19 protein-coding genes and 1 pseudogene are annotated in these 25834 nt (G+C 37.1%); 6 read left to right on the forward strand and 14 right to left on the reverse strand.

Translation table 11 applies throughout. The features are described 5' to 3' along the window. Window positions 1–235 precede the first annotated feature (235 nt). From LD272_RS08105 to LD272_RS08115, 3 genes are all read right to left on the reverse strand, one after another. Entirely contained in the window at window positions 236–1690 is a 1455-nt protein-coding gene (locus tag LD272_RS08105) for a glycoside hydrolase family 32 protein (protein ID WP_226036108.1), read from the reverse strand. A 42-nt stretch (window positions 1691–1732) separates the two neighbouring features. Continuing rightward, window positions 1733–3121, reverse strand: a complete 1389-nt coding sequence (locus tag LD272_RS08110) for a sucrose-specific PTS transporter subunit IIBC (protein WP_226036109.1) — start codon at window positions 3119–3121, stop codon at window positions 1733–1735. Between the two features lie 158 nt (window positions 3122–3279). Further along, on the reverse strand, window positions 3280–4269 hold the full coding sequence (locus LD272_RS08115) for a LacI family DNA-binding transcriptional regulator (protein ID WP_226036110.1): 990 nt from the start codon (window positions 4267–4269) through the stop codon (window positions 3280–3282). A 397-nt stretch (window positions 4270–4666) separates the two neighbouring features. On the opposite strand from LD272_RS08115, the gene LD272_RS08120 reads away from it, so the two are divergent. After that, window positions 4667–4867: a cold-shock protein gene (locus LD272_RS08120; protein ID WP_226036111.1), complete on the forward strand. Its 201-nt coding sequence runs from the start codon at window positions 4667–4669 to the stop codon at window positions 4865–4867. A 302-nt stretch (window positions 4868–5169) separates the two neighbouring features. Here LD272_RS08120 and LD272_RS08125 read toward each other — a convergent pair whose 3' ends face one another. The 5 genes and pseudogenes from LD272_RS08125 to LD272_RS08145 form a co-directional block, all read right to left on the reverse strand. Then, the gene (locus LD272_RS08125) at window positions 5170–6192 is read right to left on the reverse strand and encodes a type II TA system antitoxin MqsA family protein (protein WP_226036112.1); all 1023 of its coding nucleotides are present in this window, start codon (window positions 6190–6192) and stop codon (window positions 5170–5172) included. Window positions 6193–6203: 11 nt separating this feature from the next. Further along, a complete protein-coding gene (locus LD272_RS08130; RefSeq protein WP_226036113.1) occupies window positions 6204–6653 on the reverse strand; it encodes a hypothetical protein in 450 nt (149 codons plus the stop codon). Window positions 6654–6727: 74 nt separating this feature from the next. Beyond that, on the reverse strand, window positions 6728–6841 hold the full coding sequence (locus tag LD272_RS21610) for an ATP-binding protein (protein WP_226036200.1): 114 nt from the start codon (window positions 6839–6841) through the stop codon (window positions 6728–6730). A 2-nt stretch (window positions 6842–6843) separates the two neighbouring features. Next, window positions 6844–7089, reverse strand: a pseudogene (locus LD272_RS08140) (magnesium chelatase domain-containing protein); the annotation flags it as partial. Window positions 7090–7986: 897 nt separating this feature from the next. Then, the gene (locus LD272_RS08145; RefSeq protein ID WP_226036114.1) at window positions 7987–8931 is read right to left on the reverse strand and encodes an LCP family glycopolymer transferase; all 945 of its coding nucleotides are present in this window, start codon (window positions 8929–8931) and stop codon (window positions 7987–7989) included. 551 nt (window positions 8932–9482) lie between these two features. Between LD272_RS08145 and LD272_RS08150 the strand changes: the two genes are divergently transcribed. Continuing rightward, window positions 9483–12806 carry a trifunctional glycoside hydrolase family 18/polysaccharide deacetylase/glycosyltransferase family 2 protein gene (locus LD272_RS08150; protein ID WP_226036115.1) on the forward strand — a complete coding sequence of 1108 codons (3324 nt, stop codon included), beginning with the start codon at window positions 9483–9485 and terminating at the stop codon, window positions 12804–12806. Window positions 12807–13250: 444 nt separating this feature from the next. Here the strand turns inward: LD272_RS08150 and LD272_RS08155 are convergent, their stop codons facing one another. From LD272_RS08155 to LD272_RS08180, 6 genes are all read right to left on the reverse strand, one after another. Further along, the gene (locus LD272_RS08155; protein WP_226036116.1) at window positions 13251–14087 is read right to left on the reverse strand and encodes an ABC transporter permease; all 837 of its coding nucleotides are present in this window, start codon (window positions 14085–14087) and stop codon (window positions 13251–13253) included. Further along, the gene (locus tag LD272_RS08160; protein WP_226036117.1) at window positions 14080–15276 is read right to left on the reverse strand and encodes a quaternary amine ABC transporter ATP-binding protein; all 1197 of its coding nucleotides are present in this window, start codon (window positions 15274–15276) and stop codon (window positions 14080–14082) included. Before LD272_RS08160 ends, LD272_RS08155 begins: the two co-directional genes overlap by 8 nt. Window positions 15277–15294: 18 nt before the next feature. Continuing rightward, the gene (locus tag LD272_RS08165) at window positions 15295–16182 is read right to left on the reverse strand and encodes a glycine betaine ABC transporter substrate-binding protein (protein WP_226036118.1); all 888 of its coding nucleotides are present in this window, start codon (window positions 16180–16182) and stop codon (window positions 15295–15297) included. A gap of 515 nt (window positions 16183–16697) precedes the next feature. Beyond that, entirely contained in the window at window positions 16698–17228 is a 531-nt protein-coding gene (locus LD272_RS08170; RefSeq protein WP_226036119.1) for a restriction endonuclease, read from the reverse strand. A gap of 526 nt (window positions 17229–17754) precedes the next feature. Next, the gene (locus LD272_RS08175; protein ID WP_226036120.1) at window positions 17755–18402 is read right to left on the reverse strand and encodes a DUF1643 domain-containing protein; all 648 of its coding nucleotides are present in this window, start codon (window positions 18400–18402) and stop codon (window positions 17755–17757) included. 202 nt (window positions 18403–18604) lie between these two features. Beyond that, window positions 18605–19012, reverse strand: a complete 408-nt coding sequence (locus LD272_RS08180; protein ID WP_226036121.1) for a hypothetical protein — start codon at window positions 19010–19012, stop codon at window positions 18605–18607. 1370 nt (window positions 19013–20382) lie between these two features. Here LD272_RS08180 and LD272_RS08185 point away from each other — a divergent pair. Genes LD272_RS08185 through LD272_RS08200 form a run of 4 tightly spaced genes read left to right on the forward strand, consistent with a single transcriptional unit; the run spans window position 20383 to window position 25810 of the window. Further along, a complete protein-coding gene (locus LD272_RS08185; RefSeq protein ID WP_226036122.1) occupies window positions 20383–21684 on the forward strand; it encodes a helix-turn-helix domain-containing protein in 1302 nt (433 codons plus the stop codon). Between the two features lie 20 nt (window positions 21685–21704). Continuing rightward, the gene (dpaL, locus tag LD272_RS08190; RefSeq protein ID WP_226036123.1) at window positions 21705–22916 is read left to right on the forward strand and encodes a diaminopropionate ammonia-lyase; all 1212 of its coding nucleotides are present in this window, start codon (window positions 21705–21707) and stop codon (window positions 22914–22916) included. Window positions 22917–22943: 27 nt separating this feature from the next. After that, window positions 22944–24143: a YgeY family selenium metabolism-linked hydrolase gene (locus tag LD272_RS08195; protein WP_369413951.1), complete on the forward strand. Its 1200-nt coding sequence runs from the start codon at window positions 22944–22946 to the stop codon at window positions 24141–24143. Window positions 24144–24196: 53 nt separating this feature from the next. Further along, entirely contained in the window at window positions 24197–25810 is a 1614-nt protein-coding gene (locus LD272_RS08200) for an N-acyl-D-amino-acid deacylase family protein (protein WP_226036124.1), read from the forward strand. Window positions 25811–25834 lie beyond the last annotated feature (24 nt).

Genomic DNA, 25834 nt, shown 5'->3' on the forward strand with positions numbered 1-25834 from the left:
TGTTGTTATTTTATATTTAATATACCATTACGGCGTGGTGCCTGTCACTTCCCGTATTTTGTCGAATACAATAGATTAAAAAGAACTAAGTGCTATCATACAATCTGTATCACAGCATGAGAGTTTAAACCCAGGGAGTGACAGGCAATGGAGGGCCCTAGTCGATTGCGAAAAAACGTGCTATCCCACAGATAGCACGCCTCTCCCAAACTAATCAAACGTTTGTACTACTTATTCAAAAAACCTTTTTCAATTCCCACTTCGTTAAATCGAAAGCAATCGAACCTTCCGCAGCGAAATGGATCGAATCGTCATTGTGTGCGTCAAAGATTCTTGCTGTAAAAACCTCTTCACCGTCATTCAAGAAAATCTCAATCGACGATTTGTCTAAATAAACGCGTAGGTTTTTCAGGTTATCTAGTTTACAGCTTCTTATTTCTGTACGATCACCCTTAATCGTCTTCCGTTCAAGGGAAAATAGCTTTTTGGATTTATCAAAGCTTAATTTCGCAACCTTGCCAAATGCTACTGAAAATAGATCGGCATCATTGGTGATAACATTCAAGTTTAGCTCGATTGATTTACCATGCACGTTTGGCAATTGAACCGTCTCGTTACTGATCTTCACGTTAGCCTGTTGGATTTCTTCTTCTCTAAGTTTCTCAAGCTCTTTAACAGGCCGTTGAATGATTTTCCCTTCAACTAAATCAAGTTCCCTTGGAATTGTCATTGCATGAATCCATTGGTAATCACGAGTTGGATGATGTTCTTCTGTTGCATCCGGAAGTCCCAACCAACCAAACATAATCCGGCGCTGATTATCATCTATCGTTGTTTGTGGGGCGTAAAAATCAAAGCCTCTATCAAGCTCCTCGAACGGACCATTTGCATACGTGTGATTTTCGCGGTCAAATTTCCCTACAAAATAACCTGACTGATAGAGATTATTGTATTTTATTCCCTCTGGCTCAAGGCCTTGGGGGGAGAAAAGCAGTATGTCCTCTCCCTCAATCGAAAATAAATCGGGACATTCCCACATGTAGCCAAAATCGAATAATCCATTTCGGTTACTCCCCGCTAGAATCCCGTGGAAGTGCCAGTTTTCTAAGTCAGATGATGTAAATAAGGCGACAACACCTTCTTCCTCAACCGTCTGGGCACCGATGACCATATACCACTGGTCACCTTCCTGCCAAACTTTTGGATCCCGGAAATGAGCAGTGTACCCTTCTGGAAGGTAAATGACTGGACCTTTTTTCTCAAAATGCACCCCGTCTTCAGACACCGCCAAGCACTGGTAGGTTTCTCTATTACCTGCTTCATTCCGGACATTGCCTGTGTAAAATAAATATAGCTTCCCATCATAGTCAACAGCACTACCTGAATAACAGCCATTTTTATCAAACCAATCACTTGGTGCTAAGGCAATCGGTAGCGTTTCCCAGTTAACCAAATCTTTAGAGCGATAATGCCCCCAGTACTTGATACCATGCTTGGTTGCTAATGGATTCCATTGATAAAATAAGTGATAATATCCTTTATAATAAACAAGTCCATTCGGGTCATTTAATAAACCAACTGGTGGCATGACGTGATAATTCAATCGGAACCTGTCTTGTGCTACCAATTCCCGGTGCTTATTTATTTCATTTATTGCTTGTTCTCTTAATAAAATGTCCTGCTGTACCACGCTTTTAGTCACATCCTATCTATGTTGAAAAATTGATTCATCTTAATCTAATTTTTTATCTGAAAATCCGAATAACCAGGTAAGAGCAAATGCAACAGCAATAGCAACGATATTAACAAGAATATAAAGCAGGATTTGTCCATTCATGTATAAAAGTGCACCTGGAATTACCGTGATTGCCATCCCTGTTGCCTGAAGTCCTAGGATTGATGCTGTAAATCCGCCGACACCGCCACCAATTAGTGCCATCAAAAACGGCTTACCGTATCGTAAGTTCACACCAAAAATAGCTGGTTCGGTAATACCTAAGAAGGCTGAAAGTGAAGATGGTAATGCTAGCGCCTTTAATTTTTTAGATTTAGTTTTTAGGCCAACAGCTAATGCCGCTCCACCCTGTGCTGCCACAGACGCAGTGATAATTGCGTTATATTCATTAAAGCCAAATTTTTCTAGCAATTGGATTTCAAGCAAGTTGAAAATGTGGTGAACACCTGTTACGACAATGACTTGATTTAAGAAACCAACCAATAGTCCACCCAAACCAAGTGGCAATCCTAAGACTGCAAGTGTTCCTTGTAAAATGTATTCTTCAACTGAATGGAAAATTGGTCCAATAATAAATAGTGCTGCAACAATCATAATTAGCATCGTTATAAATGGTGTGAGAATTAAATCTAATGCTTCAGGCACACGCTTACGTATGCTTCGTTCTAATTTAGCTCCAATGATACCCGTGATAAAAGCTGGTAGCACCGCACCTTGATAACCTACTACTGGGATGAAACCAAAAAAGTAAAGAGGATCTACCCCTGTTGCAACTCCCCATGCATTTGGCAAGGATGGACTAACTAACATGAGTCCAAGTACTAGACCAATAATCGGTGTTCCACCAAATACTCTAAATGTAGACCATGCAACTAATGCTGGTAAAAATATAAATGCTGTATCCGTCAAAATCTCTGTAAATAACAAAAAGTTTTCAGAAATATCTGCAGGTGTTAAACCAAACAATGCTAGCACCTGTTCTTGCATCACTAGTCCTCGTAAACCCATAAATAAACCAGTTGCTACTAGGACAGGAATGATTGGAACAAAGACATCCCCGAACGTACGAATCGCTCGTTGAAATGCATTGCCGCTTTTCTTAGCTTCTTTCGATTGCTCCGCTTTTGTTGAGCTATTTATATCTAGCTTTTCTACTTCTTCAAAAATTTTATTAACTGTCCCGGTACCAAGAATGATTTGATACTGTCCAGAATTAAAAAATGCTCCTTTAACCTTATCAATCGTTTCTACTTCAGCTTGATCAATCTTTTCTTTATCGTCGACCATTATCCGTAATCTTGTTGCACAGTGAGCGACTGATGAAATATTCTCTTTTCCACCAACTGCTTCAATTAGCTCTTTTGCAATTCTGCTATTTTCTGACACTTCTATCACTCCTTAGTTTTGTGGTTAATATGGAATCGATTCCATATGGCATAAAAAATAATATGATTCCTTCATGTAAGTCTATGTTTCATTTGTGGAATCGATTCCTTATTGGGTTAAAAATAAGAAATCGTTTTCAGTAACAATCTCAAATCAAATCATACACTATCACGAATTAAAAGTCTATAGTCTAATGTGATTTTTTTTATTTTTTCCTGTTCATTCCTAATTGTCGATAAAATAATCTTTGCCGCTTCTTGTCCTGCCTTCTCATTGTTATAGTCAACCGTTGTTAATGAGGGGCTTAAATGCTTTGAGAACTCAGATGCTCCAATACTAGCTATTGCCATATCACTAGGTATCCCGTAGCCTGATTCTTTTAAATAGTTCGTTGCACCAAGGGCCAGTCGATCAGTAACAGCAAATACAGCAGTAGGAATTTCTTCACTATTTTTTATCATCTTACGCATTGCTTGATAGCCAGAATCGATATCAAAAATCCCTTTTTGAACCCAATTATCCTCAACGACTAAATGGTTTTCCTTCATTTCATCAAGGTAGCCTCGTTTGCGCAAATATCCGACCGCACGATCCGTTTCATCGACACCAATAAAGCCTATTTTCTCGTGACCTTTTTTTATAAATAAAGAAATAACATCTTTAGCTGCATGAAAATCATCGTATAACACATTTGACACACCCTCTATTTCTTGTCCAATAACAACAAAGGGTATCTCAAGTTTTTGGATTAACTCCAATAAATGTTCATTTTCATTAGTGGCAGTAAAAATAATTCCATCTACCCGTCGAACTTTTAATAAATGGATATATTCTATTTCTTTTTGCTTATCCAAATTTGTACTAGCCAAAAGGATCTGATACCCTTCTTCAGACAAAATATCGTCCATGCCTGAGACTAGTCTTCCTGAGGTTTCCGTCTTAATTGTTGGTACAATGACACCGATCACCTTAGTCCGCTTCATTCTAAGTGATTTAGCCTGTTCACTCGGTACATATCCAGTTTCTTCAATCACTTTCATGATTCTTTTTCTAGCCTCTTCACTAACATAGCCAGAATTATTTAATGCTCTAGAAACAGTTGTGCGCGAAACATTAGCCATCTCTGCAATTTCTTTTATGGTAGGCACTTTCATCCTCCGTTCTTACATGTTACATTAGGTTGATTTTTTTTAAAAGGATTCTTCATCAAAAAAAGGGTATCCCGCCCATTCATTTTATCATAATAAACCGGCTTGGACCTAAGAAGATTTCAAAACAAGAAGCGATAACTTGAACTTAATCCAGTCCTAATCAATTAGTCTTCTCAAGGGTCTGACCCACCTGCCTCGTATCCTTTTTAATAAAAATTTTAATAAAGACTAGCTATTTTCCTCTTAAGTGTTATAATAAGATTAACTTATTGATGTTCGTTTTAGCAAAACAAGATATTTGTAATAGCTTACTAGTGATTATCATCGTCTTGAATTATTATCTTGAACCAAAAAGTAATAAACGTGCTATAAAGCACATGGAGGAATTTTTTTTATGAGTAACGGTACAGTAAAATGGTTTAACGCAGACAAAGGTTTCGGTTTTATCGAGGTTGAAGGTGGAGAAGATGTATTCGTACATTTCTCAGCAATTCAAGGCGACGGTTTCAAATCATTAGATGAAGGTCAAGCAGTTTCTTTTGAAATTGAAGAAGGTAACCGCGGACCACAAGCAGCAAATGTTGAAAAAATCTAAGTAAATAGTATGAAAGCTCTTCTCATATGAGAAGAGCTTTTTTTCGTTTGTAAAAGTGAAAGATTCCACTTTGTTTCTGTTATATCGGGGAACTTGACTTGCCCAAATAGGCAAGTTGCTTCATCCTCCACATATACTATTTATAATGACTCTTTTTCTATTTTGAAGCATATGCCTGGTAGATGTATTATTGAGTTTTTAAATAAATAAAAAAAGCCCATCACCATTTAGATAATGAGCTGAGTTTCAAACTTATTGAACATTAGTTTTTTTATATAGCATAAGGGTAAATCATTGCTTTATTAATCTATTGATAAATCTTTTGCAAATGAATACAGTATCGGGCTATTACTTGGCGTAGATTTATAGGCCTCTTCTTCATGCATCTTATGAATTATTTCGTCAGCGCTCAAATTACCGAACAGTGAAATTACATCGTTCAATGTTTGAACTTCGTCTTCTGTCAATTCTGTAACTTCAAACTCAGGTGAAGGCTTAAACTTATAGCCAATTTTTTCACCATATTGAAGAGTCTCAAACTGAACACCATTTAATAGTACGATTTGTTCGTATCCTTCGGGTACAGCCCCCATTGGAAGTGCACTATAGACAAGACCACTTATTGATCTCTCTTTTCTTTTAAAGAATAAAATATCTGAGTACCAAAGCATTTTCATAAGTTTAACTTTGTGAAGACTAGTTACCTTTTCAGAAAGATAATTAATCATCTCAATAACTTTATTTAAATTAAGCTCTAGATTGCCGGTAATCATTTTATTTTCAAAGTCCGCATAACTAGCATGAATTGAATCGATAAGATATTGATTTCTCTTTTTTTTATATTGCTCATTTGCTTCATGCAAGGACTTCAAAAATGCTTTTTCGGATATCTTATCTTTTTCTTTGGCTATATTTAGTTTTTCTAAAAACCACTTTGGATCGGAACTGATTTTTCTTAATACATCATCATGAGCACGGTCTTGCACTTGATGATTTTCATACCTTGTAACAGTAGACCTTCCCCATCCTAAGACTTCGGAAAAATCTTTTTGACTAATGTCGTACGTAGCCCTAATTTCATTAATTTCAATAGATGTTAACAAGTTTAATTTTTTTCTATATGCATCTTTCATAGCAAGACTATTCACTTTTATCATTTCTTCTGTTTCTAATAAATCTTCCGTAGCAGAACAATACTCGTATTTAGCTATAAAACTCACTTTTTCACCTTTAAAATTTTCATGATCAGTCACTTCAACAGTATCAACTGCATGCTCCTCCATACACAGTAAGCAAAGTTTCTTCTCACTTTTTAGTATCTTCATTATACTCACCCTTACTTTCTATAAGGAAAGTCTTCTTCCTTAAATGGAATCTCTGCAAAATGAAAGGACATAACAAAAATAAAACTGTCACCCGCAACATGTGTAATGTTAACTAGTTCCACTCTGATTTTTATATAAACATCCTGATTAACATATTCCTTGCCAAATACTCGCATCTCTGAATAGTTGGGAAATCTAAGGTCCTTTACGGTCTCAATATAATCTGCAACTGTTAAAAGTGAAAGTTCTCTTTTTAAAGCTTCAACTTCGTCTTCATTCGGGAATAAATGGGCCACTGTATATCTATTGGTGTACTTTCCATCCCTTGCCTCATCTACTTTTCGTTTCTTTTGAAAGTTAATTTTCACTGAACCGCTCTCTATAGCGTATTTTAACCTATCTACATACGTTTGAACCTCAAATTTACCTTCAATTTTACGTAGTTTTAACTCTTTGTTCATTAATTATAACACTCCCAATATCCATCAACAACATTTTCGGTATCAATTGATACCAATTTTAGAAAGCATATTTATTATACATAAAAGTAACAGTCAAAGGTTATCAGTAAAATATTTCCGCAAGTAAAATTTTTGCCACAACCAGGTGGATCAGACATGAATAGGTGATGCCCTCCTCTAACCGCAATGGTTAGTGCTCGCTTTGCTCAACTTTGACCGATGATGCGGGAAAAATCATGTTTATTGCAGCTAATACACTAAGTAGAAGATCTTCAACAGATTGAACAACTCCATCTAACCGGAGTGAGCCCGGTGGGGACAATTGAACAATAACCTTTTCACTTAAAACATCACAGTCCATCACCGTCAATTTGCTCATGACTCGTTCACGAGACTCCCGAACAGTAAGATCCGGTAAACCGATAATAGTAACCGACGGTGGCCCTTCAAATTCTGAATACGATAACCTTCCATTCCTTGAAGGCCAATACTAGAAACTTTGGTAACCATAGTTTCACTTCTATTCATTTTTGTTTGTTACATTTGCTTGGGCTTGATATAGTACTCTAGCATGCAAAAACGTTAGATAGTTTTAAATTTTAGGTTCTGGAAAAAAAGAGAGTACCCTATCTTTTCTTACGATTGACTCTGGCTCAGAATAGCCAACATAATCGGCATAGCTACTCCACCGATAAAATTAAGTCCGCTACCATATTGGCACGAATCGGATTCAAATGAATACATTTAATCACTTCTAATTCACATTCGACTGCATCTAGTAATTCTGATCCATGACGGCTTTCAAACACATGACCAGAATAATGATATTTATGGTTGAAGTATTTTGCATATTTGGTATGAAGGTACTTGATGATATCGCCTGTGGAATGATTAAGGGTCTCTAATTGAAGGTGAATGTGGTTAGTCATAAGACAATAGACGTGGAGAAAAAAATGGCATCAGAATCATTGTTTCTTCTAACAGTCTGAGATACTCTAAACGATCCTTTTCATCGTGAAAAAAAGTAGTCCTTCGAATACCACGACTAGTAATATGATAGCTGGCACCAGGATACAAAATGTGTTTTTTCCTACCCAATTACATACCCAATTGAATAAGTTTGACATTAAATCTATTTATTCTTCATCCAAGTCAATTATCCTGCAAAGATTTACAAAAACAAACAAAAAAGAGCTACTATTAATCATAGCAACTCCATTGTCCACCCATAAGATACAAATCCGCTTTTTGTCTTTTTACGGTGCCTGTCACCAGTACCTTTAGTACCTTTAATTATTCACAGATATAGGGTCTGTAAACATACTCCTGTCCACTACTGTCCCTCTACAATCTCCAAATGTTTCTTCAACATCTCCGATTTTTTTGTCCGCTCTTCTTCAGGCACAATGTAATAATAAACCTCCTCTTCGTCCTTGCCTTTCCCGTCTATTTGGACTTGTTCTATATTTTGCCTTGTTTTTGAATAGTTTGTTCGAATTTCTTTCATATCATCAAACGTTAAATTGGTTTTTACATTCTCGCCTATTACCTCTAATATATCTCGATAGTTTGTTAAAGTTTCGATGCCTACCGCTTCTTTGATAAATCCCTGAATGACTTTACGCTGGCGTTCTTGTCGACCAAAATCTCCCTGTGGATCAAGCTTACGCATACGAGAATACAGTAGAGCCTCTTCACCGTTCAATTTCAGCTGACCGATAGGAAAGTCTGTCCCGTTATAGAAAAAGTCCAAGGTGTTATCTACAGTCACACCATCAACAGCATCTACCAGATCCTTAAAACCATCCATATTCACTTCCACGTAGTAGTCAATTGGGACATCCAGGAAGTTCTCAATCGTTTTAATAGAGATATCAACTCCTCCGTATGTATAGGAATGATTGATTTTATCCTTTGTTCCTTTGCCGATGATTTCAGTATATGTATCACGAGGTATGCTTAACATTTTCATAGATTTATCTGCTGGATTTGCTGTTATTAAAATTAATGAGTCTGGGCGTCCACGGTCTCCTTCGCGTTGGTCCACCCCAAGCAATAAAATGGAAATGGGATCCCCCTCTGATAAATGAACCACACGCTGCTCTTTTTCAGGACGCTTCAGTGGTTCATGTGTTTTTTCAAGCGTACCGGTAACAGAGTTATATACAGAATATCCGTAAGCACCTGCGCCTAGAATAAGTAGAAATATCACTCCAAGTGTAATTATAAAGCCTAGTTTTCTTTTTTTCGGGGATTGGGATGTGCGTTCCTCTTTCATCCAAACACTTCCTTTTTCAGTAATCTGGCTTTATTCTAGCATCAAAGAAAATAGAAAGGTATTAGACAAAATGCCTAGTAAATCGACAAACGATTAATCCCGTCCTATCAGTATCCCTGGTCTGGTTAGTGGGAATTTAAAGAAGTAGATAGGGCTAGAAAACTAGTTTAGTAGAGCTTCATAGGTAATTATAAACCCTCAGAAAGTGGATAGAATAGCATATTGTTCCACCTAAACCCTACTGATACAATTTAGTGAAAGATTGATAGGACCCTGCGTCGTTTGATATCTACAAATTCTTTTCCAACTAAATTAATTTCATCATTACCTTATGCAGCAATTGTCATCCGCATATAGTTTGGGAATGGTAATCCCAATTATATGGTGGATGAAAACTTTTAAAAAATCAGTATGATGAAATCTAGTAAACTAGAAAACGATATAAGGTCTTGTGAACGATGCATAAAGTATTTGACTACAATCGTGAGTAAGTAGATTCTTGGGCTTTGTGCTTATAAGAATAAAAAAAGAAGTATGAGGTAGATAACAACATGAAAAAAAGAATCTTCGGTAGAGGAAGTAAAAAAACAAATATGCACCCTGAACCCGTTAAAAAGGATTTTATTTTTAAAAACGTATCTGGTAAACGATGGAATCTGTTAATTATTTCAGCAGTCATTCTTGCTGTTCTAATTGGCCTCGTTACCTGTTTTGTGGGTTTAGGTCTTTATGCTAATCCCAAACTTCCTAACTTGGAAACAAAAGAAACAGATGCATTTGCACACATCGAGTCATCAGAAACCACGACTTCAAATCCAGATGAATTAGCAACCACCGCGACCGATGAGAAATTTCTCCAGCAAGCAGTTCCCTACCAGAATGACGTTTACGCATTCTATGTGAATTGGGACAGTAACAGCGAACAATCGCTCAGGGAAAATATGGATACAATCGATGTTTTAATTCCGCAATGGTTGACTTTAAATTCTAAATTAGAGATTGAAAGTGATATTCAGCCAGAAATAATAGAGCTTGCAAAAAACAATGAAGTGGAAATCGTACCGTTAATTCATAACATAGAGGATGGCAAGTGGAATCAGGAGACAGTGCATCAACTTTTGAATTCTCCTAAAGAACAAGAGAAATTAATTAAAAAACTGCATGAAACAATAAAACAGTATGGCTTCGATGGGATCAATATTGACTTTGAGAATCTAAAACAGAATGACCGAGATTTATTGACCCAGTTTATAAAAGAACTGCACACGACTTTTGATGCTGATGGTCTCTCCGTTTCCATCGCTGTACCGGCCGCTAATCAGGCGTTTGATTACAAAGAGCTTGAAAAGTATGTTGATCAGATGATTGTGATGGCATACGATGAGAATGTGGACAACGTTGGCCCGGTTGCATCTTCATCGTGGTTTACAGAAATTCTCTCAAAATTACCTAAAGAAAAATTGATTGTTGCGATTGCGAACTATGGGTATGACTGGCAATGGGAAAGCCAAGAGCCGGGAGAACCCGTATCCTTTGATGACGTGACAAGACTGGCCGAAAAAGCAAACCTGGACATTCAATGGGATGATATGAGCCAAACTCCGTACCTCAAATATATGGAGAACAACAAATTACATGAAATATGGTTCATGGACAGCGCAACCTTCTATAACCAGTTGAAAATATCTATGGATGCCGGGGCTAAGGGAATTGCACTCTGGAGGCTCGGAGCGGAGGACCCATCTATTTGGGATGTTCTTAAAGGGAATAAAACAGAAGAATTGCTTACTGTCAAGAATGGCGGAAATATCTACAGCACAGGTGAAGGAAATATCTTCCGGGCGACAGAGAGTAGGAAAGAAGGTAAGCGAAGCCTCAAGTTTGATGAATCTGGTTTTATTACGGGTGAAACTTATGTTACCAACCCAGTATCATCCGAGTTTGAGCGATTAAGCCAACCGAAAGATAAAGAGATTGTACTAACTTTTGACGATGGTCCCGACCCTGAATATACAAACAGCATATTAGATATTCTTAAAAAGCACCAGGTCAAAGCTTCATTCTTTGTGATTGGTAATAAGGTCATCAACAATCAAGATATTGTTAAACGAATCCAACGGGAAGGCCATGAGATTGGTAACCATACCTTTTCCCATCCAAAAACAAATGAAATGTCAAGTGAACAGTTAAAGCTTGAGCTAAATAGTGTCCAACGTGTCATTCAAGGAATTACTGGGCATACCACTTCCTTGTATCGGTCCCCTTATGGAGATGAAGAGGCAAAGTATATGCCCTCCCATTTTCAAAAGTTGCAGGAAGTGACACAAATGGGATATGTCACCGTTAATTATGATATCGATTCAGAAGACTGGAAGCTGCGTGATAGCGAGGCTATTACCCAGAATGTTATCAACCAGGCATCGAGTGGCGATATTATCTTACTTCACGATGGCGGAGGAGATAGGCATGCAACGTTAGAGGCACTACCTGAAATTATCGAACAGTTACAAAGGAAAGGCTATACATTTGTAACGGCTGGCGAACTAATGGATCAAAACAAAAGTAATATCATGCCTCCTGTCACCGAGGTGGAAAGTCCAATCATAAATAGCTACAAAGTGATGCTGTTCCAGATCGCAAACGTTAAAGAGGCTATTATAATTTTACTTATCAGTGTCATTTCCATTTTAGTTCTGCGCATTTTGATTCTAGGAAGTTTAGCTATTATCCATAAAAAACGCACCAGTGCCCGTCATCAAGCGGTAAAGGAGCAGTCTAATCCGTTTGTTAGTGTCATTATCCCAGCTTACAATGAAGAGAATGTCATAAATAAAACCATCGAATCGATTCTAAAAAGTAATGATCAAAATCTAGAAGTCCTTGTTGTCGATGATGGTTCCAAAGACCAGACTTCCTTGGCTGTATCCCGTATGTACGATGCAGACAAAAAGGTATTTCTCTTCCAGAAGACCAACGGAGGAAAAGCTTCAGCCATTAATCTAGGAATCAGGAAAGCAAAGGGAGATATCTTTATTGCAATTGATGCCGATACTGTCGTTTCTCCTGATTCAATTTCGATGCTAATTCGGCATTTTTCTGATAAAAATATTGCGGCTGTCTCTGGAAACGTCAGAGTTGGGAATAAGAAAAACCTGTTAACTTCCTGGCAGCATATTGAGTATGTAACTGGATTTAACTTGGAAAAGCGTGCATTCGCCACTCTTAAGTGTGTTCCAGTTGTCCCGGGAGCAATAGGCGCATGGCGCAAACAGGTGGTCGAGGACCTAGGCTATTTTACCGATGATACGCTTGCAGAAGATACAGACATGACATTAAAAATTATCCGTGAAGGCTATAAAGTTGAGATTGATGAACAAGCCTATGCCTATACCGAGGCACCGGCAACGATTAGAGATTTCCTAAAACAACGATTCAGATGGACTTATGGAACGTTACAATGTTTTTGGAAGCACAAGAAGGCAGTTGGGGGAATAAAGCATAAATCACTCGGGTTCATTGCCCTTCCTAATATGCTGCTATTTCAATTTATTGTTCCGTTTTTTGCTCCGCTTATCGATTTATTGTTTATTTTAGGAATCTTGACTGGCGCTGCTGAAAAATCATTACTTATTTTTGCTAGTTACTTTTTGATTGATTTTCTTGTTTGCTTCGTTGCCTTTAGGATGGAGAAGTTAAGCTTTAAACCGCTCCTCCTCTTGTTCCTGCAAAGAATATTCTACCGCTACTTATTAGTGTGGGTAACATGGAAATCCTTTTTCGCTGCACTAAAAGGAACGCAAGTCGGCTGGGGAAAATTAAAGCGATCAGGCAATATGAAAGTAAAATCGGGATTAAAAGGCGAACGCATCAGCTAGGTTTCTAATAGGACAGAGGGAAGCCCCAACAACACTCAGTTTGTTGGGGCTTCTTCTATTTCCTGTCAGGTTGAAAGAAATTCCCCATACTCTTTCCACAAACACCCGATTAATTCTCCTTCTCTGACGCCGAAAAATAAGATACTACCTTCTTCGTTGTCACATGCGGAATTACCTTCCCCTTTCAAATAGACTCGGTAACTAAATTACAAATATAAAAAAACCACCAAGTAGCCATCTAAAACCTAGATGCTAACTCGGTGGTTGCTTGTTGCCACTATTTTCTTCCTCTTTCTCGGTCGCTTCCTTTAACTTGTATGATAAGCTGTTTTCCATTTGGAAATGGTTAACCACAAAATACTCTTTCTATTCCCATTAACAACGTCAATCTACTATGAACAAGTCAACTCTTTGTCTTTTTGCGGTACCTGGTACCCATATCGTTTAATCTTTTTTCACCTTTTTAGATAAAGTTTCTGTCAGACGGTCTAGTAAAATAGCTAGAATAACGATTCCTAAACCTCCGACAGCCCCCATTCCAATGTTAAGTGTCTGCATGGAGCGTAACACGACGTTTCCAAGACCACCTCCACCAATCATGGAAGCAATAACGGTCATGGCAAGTGCCATCATGATACATTGATTAACCCCAGCCATAATGGTTGGTATTGCAAGAGGTAGTTGAACATCTTTCAATGTTTGCCATCGTCCAGATCCAAATGCTCTCGCTGCTTCTACCATCTCACCTGATACTTCACGAATACCTAAAGTAGTTAGTCGGACGGCAGGAGGCATTGCAAAAATCATGATCGCAACTAAAGCAGATACCTTACCCATTCCAAAAAACATGACTGCAGGAATGAGATACACAAAACTAGGTAGTGTTTGCATAAAGTCCAAAATAGGCCTCAGAATTCGTTCTACTACATTACTTTGTGAAGCAAAAATTCCTAACGGTACCCCAACCAGTAGGGAAACCGCGGTCCCGGATAAGGCTAAAGCAACCGTAGACATGGTAGGTTCCCATATATCTAAACCGAATGTGATCAAGAGTCCTACAAATGCAAAGATAGCCAAACGGTAACTAGCCAATATCCATACGAGTAGTGCAACTAGAATCATAATGACAATTTCAGGTGGCCAAAGCAATAGATCTTCAAAACCATCAATAATGACTCCTAGAAATTCACTTGCAGCCCGTAGGAATGGACTGAGATAATAGCTTACTTTTTCAAACCCTATGTTAATCCAATCTTCTAATGGTATGAAAAAATCAATCATTGGCAATACCTCCCTCAGCAAGCTTTGCCATTACAGTTCCACGTACAACAATGCCTTTAAATTTGGAATTTTCATCTACAACTGCAAGTGGTAAATTTTTACCAGTCATCAGTGCAAACATTTCCTTTAATGGTGTATCCGGTAATGCTGTTGGAATATCCTTTTGAATGATAGAATCAAGGCTTGTTTCATTATTTTCAATAGCTGTTAAAGCATCTTCCGCCATCACAATTCCAATCAATCGGTTCTGTTTATCCACTGTAAAAATACTTGAAATATCATTTTCTTTCATTCTGTGCAACGCCACACGTGGGCCATCTTTTGGATAATGGATAACGGTTGCCGTTTTTTTCATAATCATTTCTGCAGTTAGGACCCTCGATCTGTCGACATCTGCAACAAACTTTTCAACATATTCAGTAGCTGGGGACATCATAATTTCCTCAGGTGTACCAATTTGAACGATCTCTCCATCTTTCATAAGAGCGATACGATCGCCTAATCTAAGTGCTTCATCTAAATCATGTGTAATAAAGATAATTGTTTTTTGAAGTTTATCTTGAAGCTCTAATAGTTCTGATTGCATGTCTTTTCTGATTAAAGGATCAAGCGCACTAAAGGCCTCATCCATCAGAAGAATATCAGGATCTGTAGCTAATGCACGTGCAAGTCCAACACGTTGTTGCATACCACCACTTAATTTAGAAGGATAATAATTTTCCCAGCCTTTTAAACCAACTGCTTCAAGGGATTCTAGAGCCTTTTGTTCTCTCTCTTCTTTGACAACACCCATTACCTTTAGTCCGTATGATGCGTTTTCCAACACCGTATAATGTGGAAAGATGGCAAAGTTTTGGAAAACCATACTAACACTTTTCTTGCGTAGCTCGCTAAGTTCTTTTTTATCCATCTTAGTAATATCTTTATCGTTAATGGAGATAGAACCCAAGGTAGGTTCTATCAGGCGATTAAGGCAGCGGATAAGTGTAGACTTTCCGCTCCCAGATAGGCCCATTACAACAAAGGATTCCCCCGGTTCAACTTCGAATGATACATTATTGATACCAATCGTTGTACCGGTTTTTGCCATGATTTCATCTTTTTTATACCCTTTATTGACCATTTCAATTGCTCGTTTTGGATCTTTGCCAAAGACTTTGTATAGATTTTCAACTTTTATTATCGACATTTATGTCACCCTTACTTTTTACTCTGCTTCTAACCAAGCATCGATATCTGAGCGGTTATCATCAATCCATTGTTGAGCTAATTCTTCCACATCTTTGCCCTCATCCTGATTATTGTAGAGGTACTTTTCAACTTCTTCGATACTCATCTCAAAATTAGTAACGAAGTTGTAGATCTCTGGTGCTTTATCCTGAAAGTCATTACTTACGCCCCATGCTTGACTATCTACACCCCAAATACCTTTTTCATCTTCAAGAATTTTAAGATCATAATTTCTGAACATGGTATGTGGACGCCAGCCCAAGAATAGAATTGGTTCTTCCTGACTGATGGCATAATCCACTTCCGCCATCATTGATGCCATTGTACCAGAAACAACTTCAAGGTCTAACCCATGAGCTTCTACAACCTCTTCAGTAGTAAGCATCATACCAGATCCAGGTTCAAAACCAACTAATTTACCATTTACCATATCTTCGTTACCTACTAATTCACCAATTGTGTCTGCTTCGACATATGTTGGTACTGCCCATCCAGTTGGTGCCTCATCATATATCGTAGCGCCCATTTCAAACTCACCTTCAAACTTATCTAAGTATGTTCGGTGAATCTCAGGCCAAATACCAGGCCAAATGTCTACATCATTTTGTGTCAAAGATAAAAACATGAAGGCAACGTCGCCCTCCATCACTTCAACCTCGTACCCATGTTCTTCAGCAATAAGTTTCGTTATTTCGATTGGTGGAGTTTCGTAATCGTATGGCGCATTACCAATGGTAATCACTGTGTCATTTTTTGTATCGCCATTTTCTGCACCCTTATTATCTTCGTCGTTTTCTTCTGCTCCACAAGCGCCCAATAAGATCGCGCCGATTGTTAAAAATAAAATCAAAGTTAATTTTTTCATTTTTTTAGCTCCTCGTATAGTTTTGATATTCCTAGCTGCCGCTTACAATTTGTTTATTATGTGCAATCAAACATTCCTTTCAACTTTTTAACGTTAAAAAGTGTTTTTGGATTTAAATAAGGACATATTTCCTTATTATATATTATTAAGGAAAAGTTGTACAATTTATTCACATGTTTTATCGGTGCTAATAGTTCTCATGCTTCTCTTTTTACAAGCGTTATTCCAAATGCATTTTCTTTGTATTTAAACCCATGCAAGTTTTAATTTTCGCCTACTATTGGTCTGTAACTACAGATTGTACGAAAGGGAATTTGCACCTTATTTTAGCGGATAGATTTTCATTCCACTTAGTCTCACTACCTTACACCGTTATGTCCATAAAGAAGATTATTGCAAAACATCATTCGACACATTTTTAAAATTTACGGGCGGTGACAACGCTAGTAGGTGCATTTCTTCAATAGTCAGTTTCTTACTCGCCATAGGGTTCCCCACTAATTACCTTCTTACAACTATACACCTTTGTTTTCCTTCAGTATCCATTTCATTAGCTGCTTACGATCAACCAACCTAACTTGATTTGAAGCTGCTAATATTTTACCTTGTTCAGTAAAAAACCTATTCGTAATCACCCAACATTCATCCGCTTTGTAATAACTTTTAGCTGAAACTATTTCTTGTATAGCTTTTATTCCAACATTTTTCTTATATCTTTTTGCTTGGACTATAATTTTCTTACCTTTTGTTGATAAGATAAGGTCCGCTCCGTAGTCTCCACTTGCTGGTGTTAATTGCACATAGTAACCTCTAGCTTTCAACAAGGGTTTGAGATACTCTTCAAACTTTCTTCCTGGCATTTTATCAATTTCTAAAATACCTGACTTTCTCAGCCTTAGTTCCCTTAGCATATTAACTATCAATGCAAGGATTAGTAAACCGCCAAAAAATACTATTATACTGATTGTTACTAAAGGGTCAGCGGTTAACATAGACCAAAGTAAATCAAAACCCATTTTAACACTTTCAAAGAATCCAATACCCATACCTATCTACTCCTATTGCTCTATTATCAAGATGTCTTTTCACAGAGTGTAATTAAAAATATCCAATACTTTTCATAAATCTTTTTTAATTATATCAAACTATTAGTGCTACCTTTGAATCTCTTTAAAAATACATTAAAAATAACCCACCAAGTTGTCGTATAAAAAATCAGACACTTACTCGGTGGATAAATTATCATCTATATTTACTTTTCTTTATTTCTTCTTGAACCGCTACAGCATCGTATCGTACTAGGTAGCTGTCAGTTACAACCATTATATACTCACCGGCATCTGATCACCCTCATGCTTCTCTATCTTCACTGTTAAAGACAGAATTAAGAATATAGCCAATGTTTCCTAGTGGCTGACACCAGAATCCACTTAAGGTATTTTACAGTATTAAATATTTCTGTATCGGTTATAGTAAAGTTTTAAATTTGTGGCAAAAAAAGAAAATGAACTGATATCTGTCAACGAATAGCTACGTTAAAAAATTATTATCATTTACTATATTACTCTATATTTATACTTCTGTTAAGATATCTGACATTGGGGTTTGATTATTAAAGTTTACAAGAGGTTGATCATTTCTTATTACTAATGGGTGTCTTGGATGTCCATCCTTGGTTTTACCAAAACAGTAAGTTTTCTTTGAAAACACCTCCAATAAACGAGTAACCACTGGTTCTTTATATCCTTTTTTAATGGTTCCATTTTTCCCCCAAGCAACAATTATAATACTTGCTGCCTCTAAAGCGTGAGTTATATACTTTAAATTTTCTTCACCTATTGCTTCTTCTCTAGATATCTTTTTTAATTTATTTGGATCGGTTGCTATATAAGCAAACAGATTGACAACTTCTAAGATTCCACAGTTTTCGCGCTTGGCAAAATAGATGCACCGCTTTAATGTTTGATCATTCTTATTTTCATCAGCTGTACTTGGGTTTAACATCCAGAATACAACTCTTTTATTATTTTTGTTATCCAATACTCTCGTTAGGCAATAGCGATAACTACCTTTGATTACAGCATCGTTTTTACCTTTTCCAAATTTCCTTGCTGTAATTTGGTCTATGCACTCACTACAATAATTAGCATCCACTGTAACTGTTACACCACATGCATAACATCTTTTTGAGTTATTGATCACATTAAATTGATTTTCCATGATAGCCCTCCAGCGACAATTTTCTATATTAAAAAAATATAACTTAATTAGAGGCGTCAGAAATTTATGCCATTTCATCTGTTTAATAGAATAGAAGGAATTACAGAAGGTAACGCTATAAAAAATAATGATTTCTCATTTTCTGATTCGGTGCAGAATTTTAATAAAAACTGATACCAATATCTACTACTCTACTTTTCTTTCAATACTTAATCTTTTTTAAAATGGCATCATAATTTTGATCAATTGTCACGATTCCAAAAGGCTGATATTGTTTCTTTAATAACGTGACAATTTGTTCTACCTGAGATGCACTATGGCATGAGTAATACGTGTCTGGGTCAGGATCATTATAAAGTTCATTCTCGATGTTGATATGATATTTTTCAAAGTTTTCATCACTTGTAAGATTGACATAGTAAATTGGATCAACCGGACCCAACCTAATCCAATTTTCATTATCATTTAAATCACCAGCATTCCACCAATAATATCCATCTTCAATTTTTTCCGCACCGATCTCCGCTTGATTATCTTTCTCTTTCGATTTTTCTTTACCAAGATAAGACACAAGCCCAACCAAGGCTGCTACTACGACTCCTCCCCACATTTGATTACCTCCAGAAAGTTTTTCGAAATTCACCATTCACTCAATCAAAAGTTATGAAAATAAACCGTGGGTTTTTAGAAAATAATATCTGGCATACTACATCTGTATATTAGTAAGCAATCAATTTCTCCTTACTAATAGATTGACTGTATGAGTAAGAAAATTAGGAAATAGGTTTTCATTTATCCACCTTCAACTAAATCTCTGTATGTCTTAACACTCTTCCGCTTAACCTTTTACTATCCTTAAAGACTATTATAAACTGCTCCTCATCATTACTTATGTCGGATCGTCAATTGGTATTCGTATAGTCAAGAAAATAGTGAAAATATCCTTTTTTCTTATACATGGTTATCCTTTATAACATTTGGTTAAATATTCCTATATCAGAACCCATCATAGTACTACCATTATTACTGGACGTAGTAGTGGAAGCGTGATATGAATTAATGCCATTAACAGCAGGAATATTTAACGCAATAGGCCGATATGGAATTGAATGGAACAGCGCATGTGTCAAAGTGGTGCCGACAATGAAGTTTGGAGTTATGGTGAAGAGGCTTATAGAAGTCCGTAAAAGTAAAACAGAAAAAGGAATTCCTTCCATTTTTATAAAGGACATTTGCTTAAATGCCTTGCATATCCATTATGGCTCGATTTTCACGAATCACGAAACCAGGCAAAGGCGTTACGACAGTATTTTCCGACATCGGTAATGGAATAATGAGCCTCATTCCTGCCGAAGAGCATCGAATAACACGTTGGGCCTAGGTTCATTTGCTTGGGTAATTACGGTATTGCAATTTTCCACCTGACCGCATTGTTGACCTAAATCTTCAAAGTCATATAGCTGATTTCACACATATACTCTGACCCTATACCTTGGTCGATCCATCTAATTATAAAGGCATCATGTGAGAAAAATTAATACTTAAAATCCAAGCTTGCATGTAGTCGATCGTCAATTCTTCCGAAAATAGTCAATACTTATGACTTTTTTTCAACGAATGAATGGATTGATTACGATACTTTCTATCTGCTTCTATTTTAGCAGTAGGTTATGAATGAAGCCGGACAAAAATCGGTTAGATCATTTACATGGAAGGGTCTATCGCAGAATCATCTTGGTTTGAGCTTTCGATCAATCGCCTGTAACCAATCTCACTTAAGTCCCACTAGCCAAGGTCTGATTGTATGAACAACAAAACTAATATGTTTCTAGATAGCGGGAATTTACAAACACGCGCTCTAACAAAAAAAGTATGTCAGAACATATTACAATAATCTGGTGCATGTTAGAATAATTTGATAAATTATTCATAACATCAATTAAGGACATATAAGGAAATATCCTTAAATCGAGGTGAAGAATGAAAACTAGAATTGGATTTGTAGGTAATAAAGAATTAAATTCAACCCTTGATTCGGTTGCGAAGGAATTTACGGAAGTTGAACTCACCTATTATTTTTATGAATCAGAGGAAGAAGCCTATGAACTAGTAATGGGTGCACAAGTTAGAGAGGATATTATTTTATTTGGTGGTCCAGTGCCATACAGCATGGTGAAATTAGACCCACGTATAATAATACCGACGACACACATTTCTTATGATGGAGCAGCCTTTTATAAAGGGTTACTTAATGTCATTTACAATCAAAAGCTTCCCATAGAAAAAATTAGTGTTGATGTTATTTCTGAAGAAACAATCAAAAAGATATACCGAGATTTAAATATTCCTATTTCGGAAGTACACGTTTATCCAAATTTCAATGGCAACGGTAAAGAATTTTTAGAGTTTCATGAACAGCTTTATAATTCTGGTCAAACAAAGAGTGCCATTACTTCAGTCTTTTCAACCCATCAGCTATTAAAAGAGAAGGGGATTCCATCCACATTAGTTCTTGCTACTGAGTCCGCGATTCGTGAAGGAATCCAAAGAGCTATTTTAGAAATTAGGTCGCTTTACTTTAAAAAATCACAAATAGCAGTAGGATACATTAAAATTCCTGTTAATGAAGAGCGTTCAGAATATGAAATCCAAACAGTCCATCTGGAATTACACCGCCAACTGATGTTGTATGCCAAGGAATTACATGCTGATATCTTTCCTTTGAATCGGATGGAATTTGTGTTTTATACAACAAGAGGAATGTTGGAATTGAATGACTTAAACTTCTTACAAATGGTGTTTAGTGGCCTGAAGAAAGTGTTTGATAAAGATATTCATATTGGTTTAGGGTATGGCAAAACAGCACAAATAGCTGGTAGGAATGCAAGAAAGGCGATTGAATACTCGGTAAATATGGTTGGAGACCAATGCTTTTTAATTAAAGATGACAGTAACCTATTAAATTTGTTTAAAAACGAAAACAAAAGCTTTCGAACGAATGACGATTATATTCAGGAACTGGCTGAACAGTACAGCATCTCATCTATGGTATTGAAAAGAATAAATCGAGCTCTGGAAAAACTGGGGAAAAATGAACTAACTGCTGAGGAATTAGCGGATGAACTAAACCAAACACCCCGAAATACTAGAAGGACATTAAAACTTCTTGTCGATAAAGGCTTAGCTATTCAAATTGGAGAAGAGCATATTGGAGGAAAAGGAAGGCCAAAATTACTTTATGAAATATTACTACTATCAGTAAGAGACTTAATGACTAAGTGATAGAGGAGGGGGGAATTTAAATGAATCAAATTTATTGGAAGAAAAACGCTCATAAAAGGGCAGGAAGTATGAGTGATCTATCCTTTTTAAGTACAGAAGAAAGCAACAAGGTATTACAGTTTCATAAAAGTTATTTGAAATACAAGGAAACACCTTTAACAACCTTATCTGCACTTTCTAATTATTTGGGAGTAAAGCAGATTTCTGTAAAAGATGAGTCCCAACGCTACAACTTAAATGCATTTAAAGTTTTAGGTGGCCTATATGCAATAGCAAAGTATATTGGCAATCAATTAGGTATTCCTGATGAACAGCTAACATTTGATAAATTAAAATCTCCTAGTGTAAAAGAAAGTCTTGGAACACTTACCTTTGTTTCTGCTACAGATGGAAATCATGGAAGAGGGGTTGCATGGGCAGCTCAACAGCTTGGGCACCAAGCTGTCATCCACATGCCAAAGGGGTCGTCATCTAGACGTTTACAGCATATTCATGACTGTGGCGCTGAAGGGTATATCACTGACTGGAATTATGATAAAACAGTGGAATATGTAGCTAATTCCGCTAAGGAAAACGGGTGGGTGGTTATACAAGATACTGCCTGGGAGGGTTATGAAGAAATACCTAAATGGATAATGCAAGGTTATTCAGCTATTGCTACGGAGGTAATTAATCAATCGGAATCAAAAAAACCGACGCATCTATTCTTACAAGCAGGGGTAGGATCCTTTGCATCTGCCATTATAGGAAGCGTTATTTCAAATTATAAAGAAACCAGTCCGAAAATAGTTATCGTTGAACCTGATCAAGCAAATTGTTTCTACCGTTCCTTTTTAGCAGGGAAAGGAGAGGCAGTAGCGGTGACTGGAGATATGGACACAATTATGGCAGGGCTAGCATGCGGAGTACCAAACAAAGTGTCATGGGAAATTATTAGGAACTATGCTGACATTGCCGTTTCTTGCTCCGATGATGTCGCCGCAACAGGGATGAGAATATTGGGAAATCCGCTAGATAAGGATGAGCGCATTATCTCAGGTGAATCAGGTGCTGTCCCAATGGGATTACTTTATAAACTATTAAGTGATCCGAATCTAGTAAAGGTAAAAGAAGAACTCGACCTAGATTCAGATTCACATATTTTACTTATTAATACGGAGGGTGATACAGATGCAGTGAAATATAAGCAAATCGTCTGGGAGGGAGCCCACCCATCATATCAATCAAGGTAGTATCTAATTAGAAAGGAGCGGATAAGTATTATAACAGAAGAAAGGAATGCATATGTGATAGAGCTTTGTAAGAATTTAATTCAGCATCAAAGTTATTCAGGACAAGAAAAAGACGTGATGAATTACATTCGTCAAGTGTTTGAACAACTTGGATATGACAAGGTTTATTGCGATGATTTTGGAAATGTCATTGGAGAAATCCGAGGGAATTATCCTGGTCCGAATCTATTGTTTGATGGTCATGTCGACACAGTCCCAGTTGACCAAGAAAAATGGGATATTGACCCGTTTAGTGGAGAAGTTACCCAAAACAAGATTTATGGTCGCGGCGCTTCGGATATGAAAGGCGCTGTCAGTGCTATGATCTCGTCAGCTTCGTATTTCGCAAAAGATTTAGACAAGAACTTTGCAGGTAACTTGTATGTCGCCTGTGGTGTACATGAAGAGTGCTTTGAAGGGGTCGCTTCTCGAAAAATTAGTCAATTGATAAAACCAGACTATGTCGTAATCGGGGAATCTACTAATTTGAACGTCAATCGGGGCCAAAGAGGTCGGGCAGAAATTGTCATTGAAACATTTGGAAAAAGGTCTCATTCTTCTAATCCGGAAAAAGGATTAAATGCCGTTTATCAAATGACTGATATAATCCAAAAGATCAAACAAAGTGAAAACAAAAAGCATGACGTTCTTGGCCTAGGGCTATTAGAACTAACCGATATTAAGTCATCCCCATATCCAGGTGCTTCTGTAGTACCAGACTATTGTAGGGTAACCTATGACAGACGTTTACTCGTTGGGGAAACGAAAGAATCAGTCTTAAGACCAATTCAAGAAGCTATTAATCAATTACATTGTGCTAAAGATAATATCAAAATCTCTTATGCTTTGGGGAGTGAGGTGTGTTATACCGGAGAAGTAATTAAGGAAGAACGCTTCTTTCCAGGATGGATAATTGATGACAATGATCCATTTGTTCAAGGGGTAATAAATGGATTACGAGAGATTGGAATTCATTCTAATATCGGTCATTATTCCTTCTGTACCAATGGAAGTCATTATGCTGGGGAAGCTGGTATCAAAACTATTGGATTCGGTCCCTCTTATGAGGCACTCGCACACATTGATAATGAGTATATTGAAATTGATCAGTTACATGGAGCAATGAAAGGATATTACAGTATTATGAAGTCGGTTCTCCAACTCAATATTAAAGTCGATCAATCGTAAGAAGTTTAATGTGATGAAAAGACGGAATATTCAGTTATTATGGGAGTGTATTTATGTATAATTTATTAATTAAAAATGGAAAGATTTTAGATGGAACAGGTTCACCCTGGTTTTATGGAGATATAGCGATTAATGGAAATGAAATTGTAGAAATAGGAAAAATTGAAGCGCAAGCAGAAAAAGAAATCGATGCATCAGGTAAAATTGTTTCCCCAGGATTCATTGACATGCATACCCATTCAGATCTGTTTATTTTAGAAAAACCATTCATAGAAGCTAAAGTCCGTCAGGGGATTACAACGGACCTACTAGGTCAAGATGGGATTGCAGCTACACCACTTCCTCCTCAATATGTGGATGTATGGCGGAAAAATCTAGCAGGTTTAGATGGGGAACCAGAAATAGATTGGGACTGGAATGATGTCGATAGTTATTTATCAAAAATAGAAGCGAATAAACCTAGTTACAATCTAGCATTACTTGCACCTCATGGAAATATCAGAATGGAAGTTATGGGACTAGATAATCGAGTTGCCACCGACCAAGAAATAGAACAAATGCAGAATGTGTTAAGGAAGTCATTAAATCAAGGAGCGTGCGGTCTTTCAACTGGACTAATTTATCCACCCTGTTGCTTCTCAGATCGTAAGGAATTGAGAGCATTATGTTCTGTCATAGCAGAATATGGAGTTCCTCTTGTCATCCACCAACGTAGTGAAGGGGATGAAATATTAGAGTCGATGGCTGAATTAGTTCAAATTATGAGAGAGACAGGTGCCCATTTACATTTTTCTCATTTGAAAAATTGCGGAAAATTGAACTGGCATAAAACTGATGACGTACTTTCAATTATTGACCAGGCAAGAGAAGAAGGAATTGAAGTCACTTTTGATCAGTATCCCTATACAGCTGGTAGTACGATGCTAAGCGCTATTCTTCCACCTTGGGCTCATGATGGAGGTACAGACGCTTTACTAAAACGATTAGAGAATAAAGATGATCGAGAGCGAATGAAAATAGAAATGGAAACAGGTATAAAGGGCTGGGATAGCATGTCTGCCTGGGCAGGCTGGGATGGTATTGTTATAACCTCTTTAAATTCATCTAAAAATGAGAGATTAATAGGAAAAAACATTAAAGAAATTACTAACATGTTAAGTGGAGATGATTCCGCAGACATTGCACTGGATTTAATATTAGAGGAACAAAATGCAATTGGCATGATTGATTTTGTTATGGATGAAGATTCTGTTGCAAAAATCATGGCTCATCCAGCGGGAACACTTGGTAGTGATGGTCTACTTGGAGGTCAACCTCACCCACGAGCATACGGTACTTTTCCTAGAGTGTTAGGTAGGTTTGTCCGTGAAAAAGGTGTTTTGCCATTGGAGGACATGATTAGAAGAATGACATCGCAACCCGCAAGAATTATTGGTCTAAGTGATAGAGGTATTATTAGAAAAAACTTAAAGGCAGATATTGTCATTTTTGATGAAGAGGAAATAAATGATACAGCAACCTATGATAATCCTATTCAACGTCCTATTGGGATGTACTATGTCATTGTAAATGGAAAAATTGTAGTTGAACATGAAAACAGCTATCCGATAGCTGCTGGAGAGGTTATCAGAAGAAACTACGTCAGTACGAAGCAAGCTTCCCTATAAGTACACAAACTATAAAAGGAGTGG

Origin of the sequence: Aquibacillus saliphilus, from assembly GCF_020404745.1 — a bacterium.
Taxonomy (GTDB): domain Bacteria; phylum Bacillota; class Bacilli; order Bacillales; family Amphibacillaceae; genus Aquibacillus; species Aquibacillus saliphilus.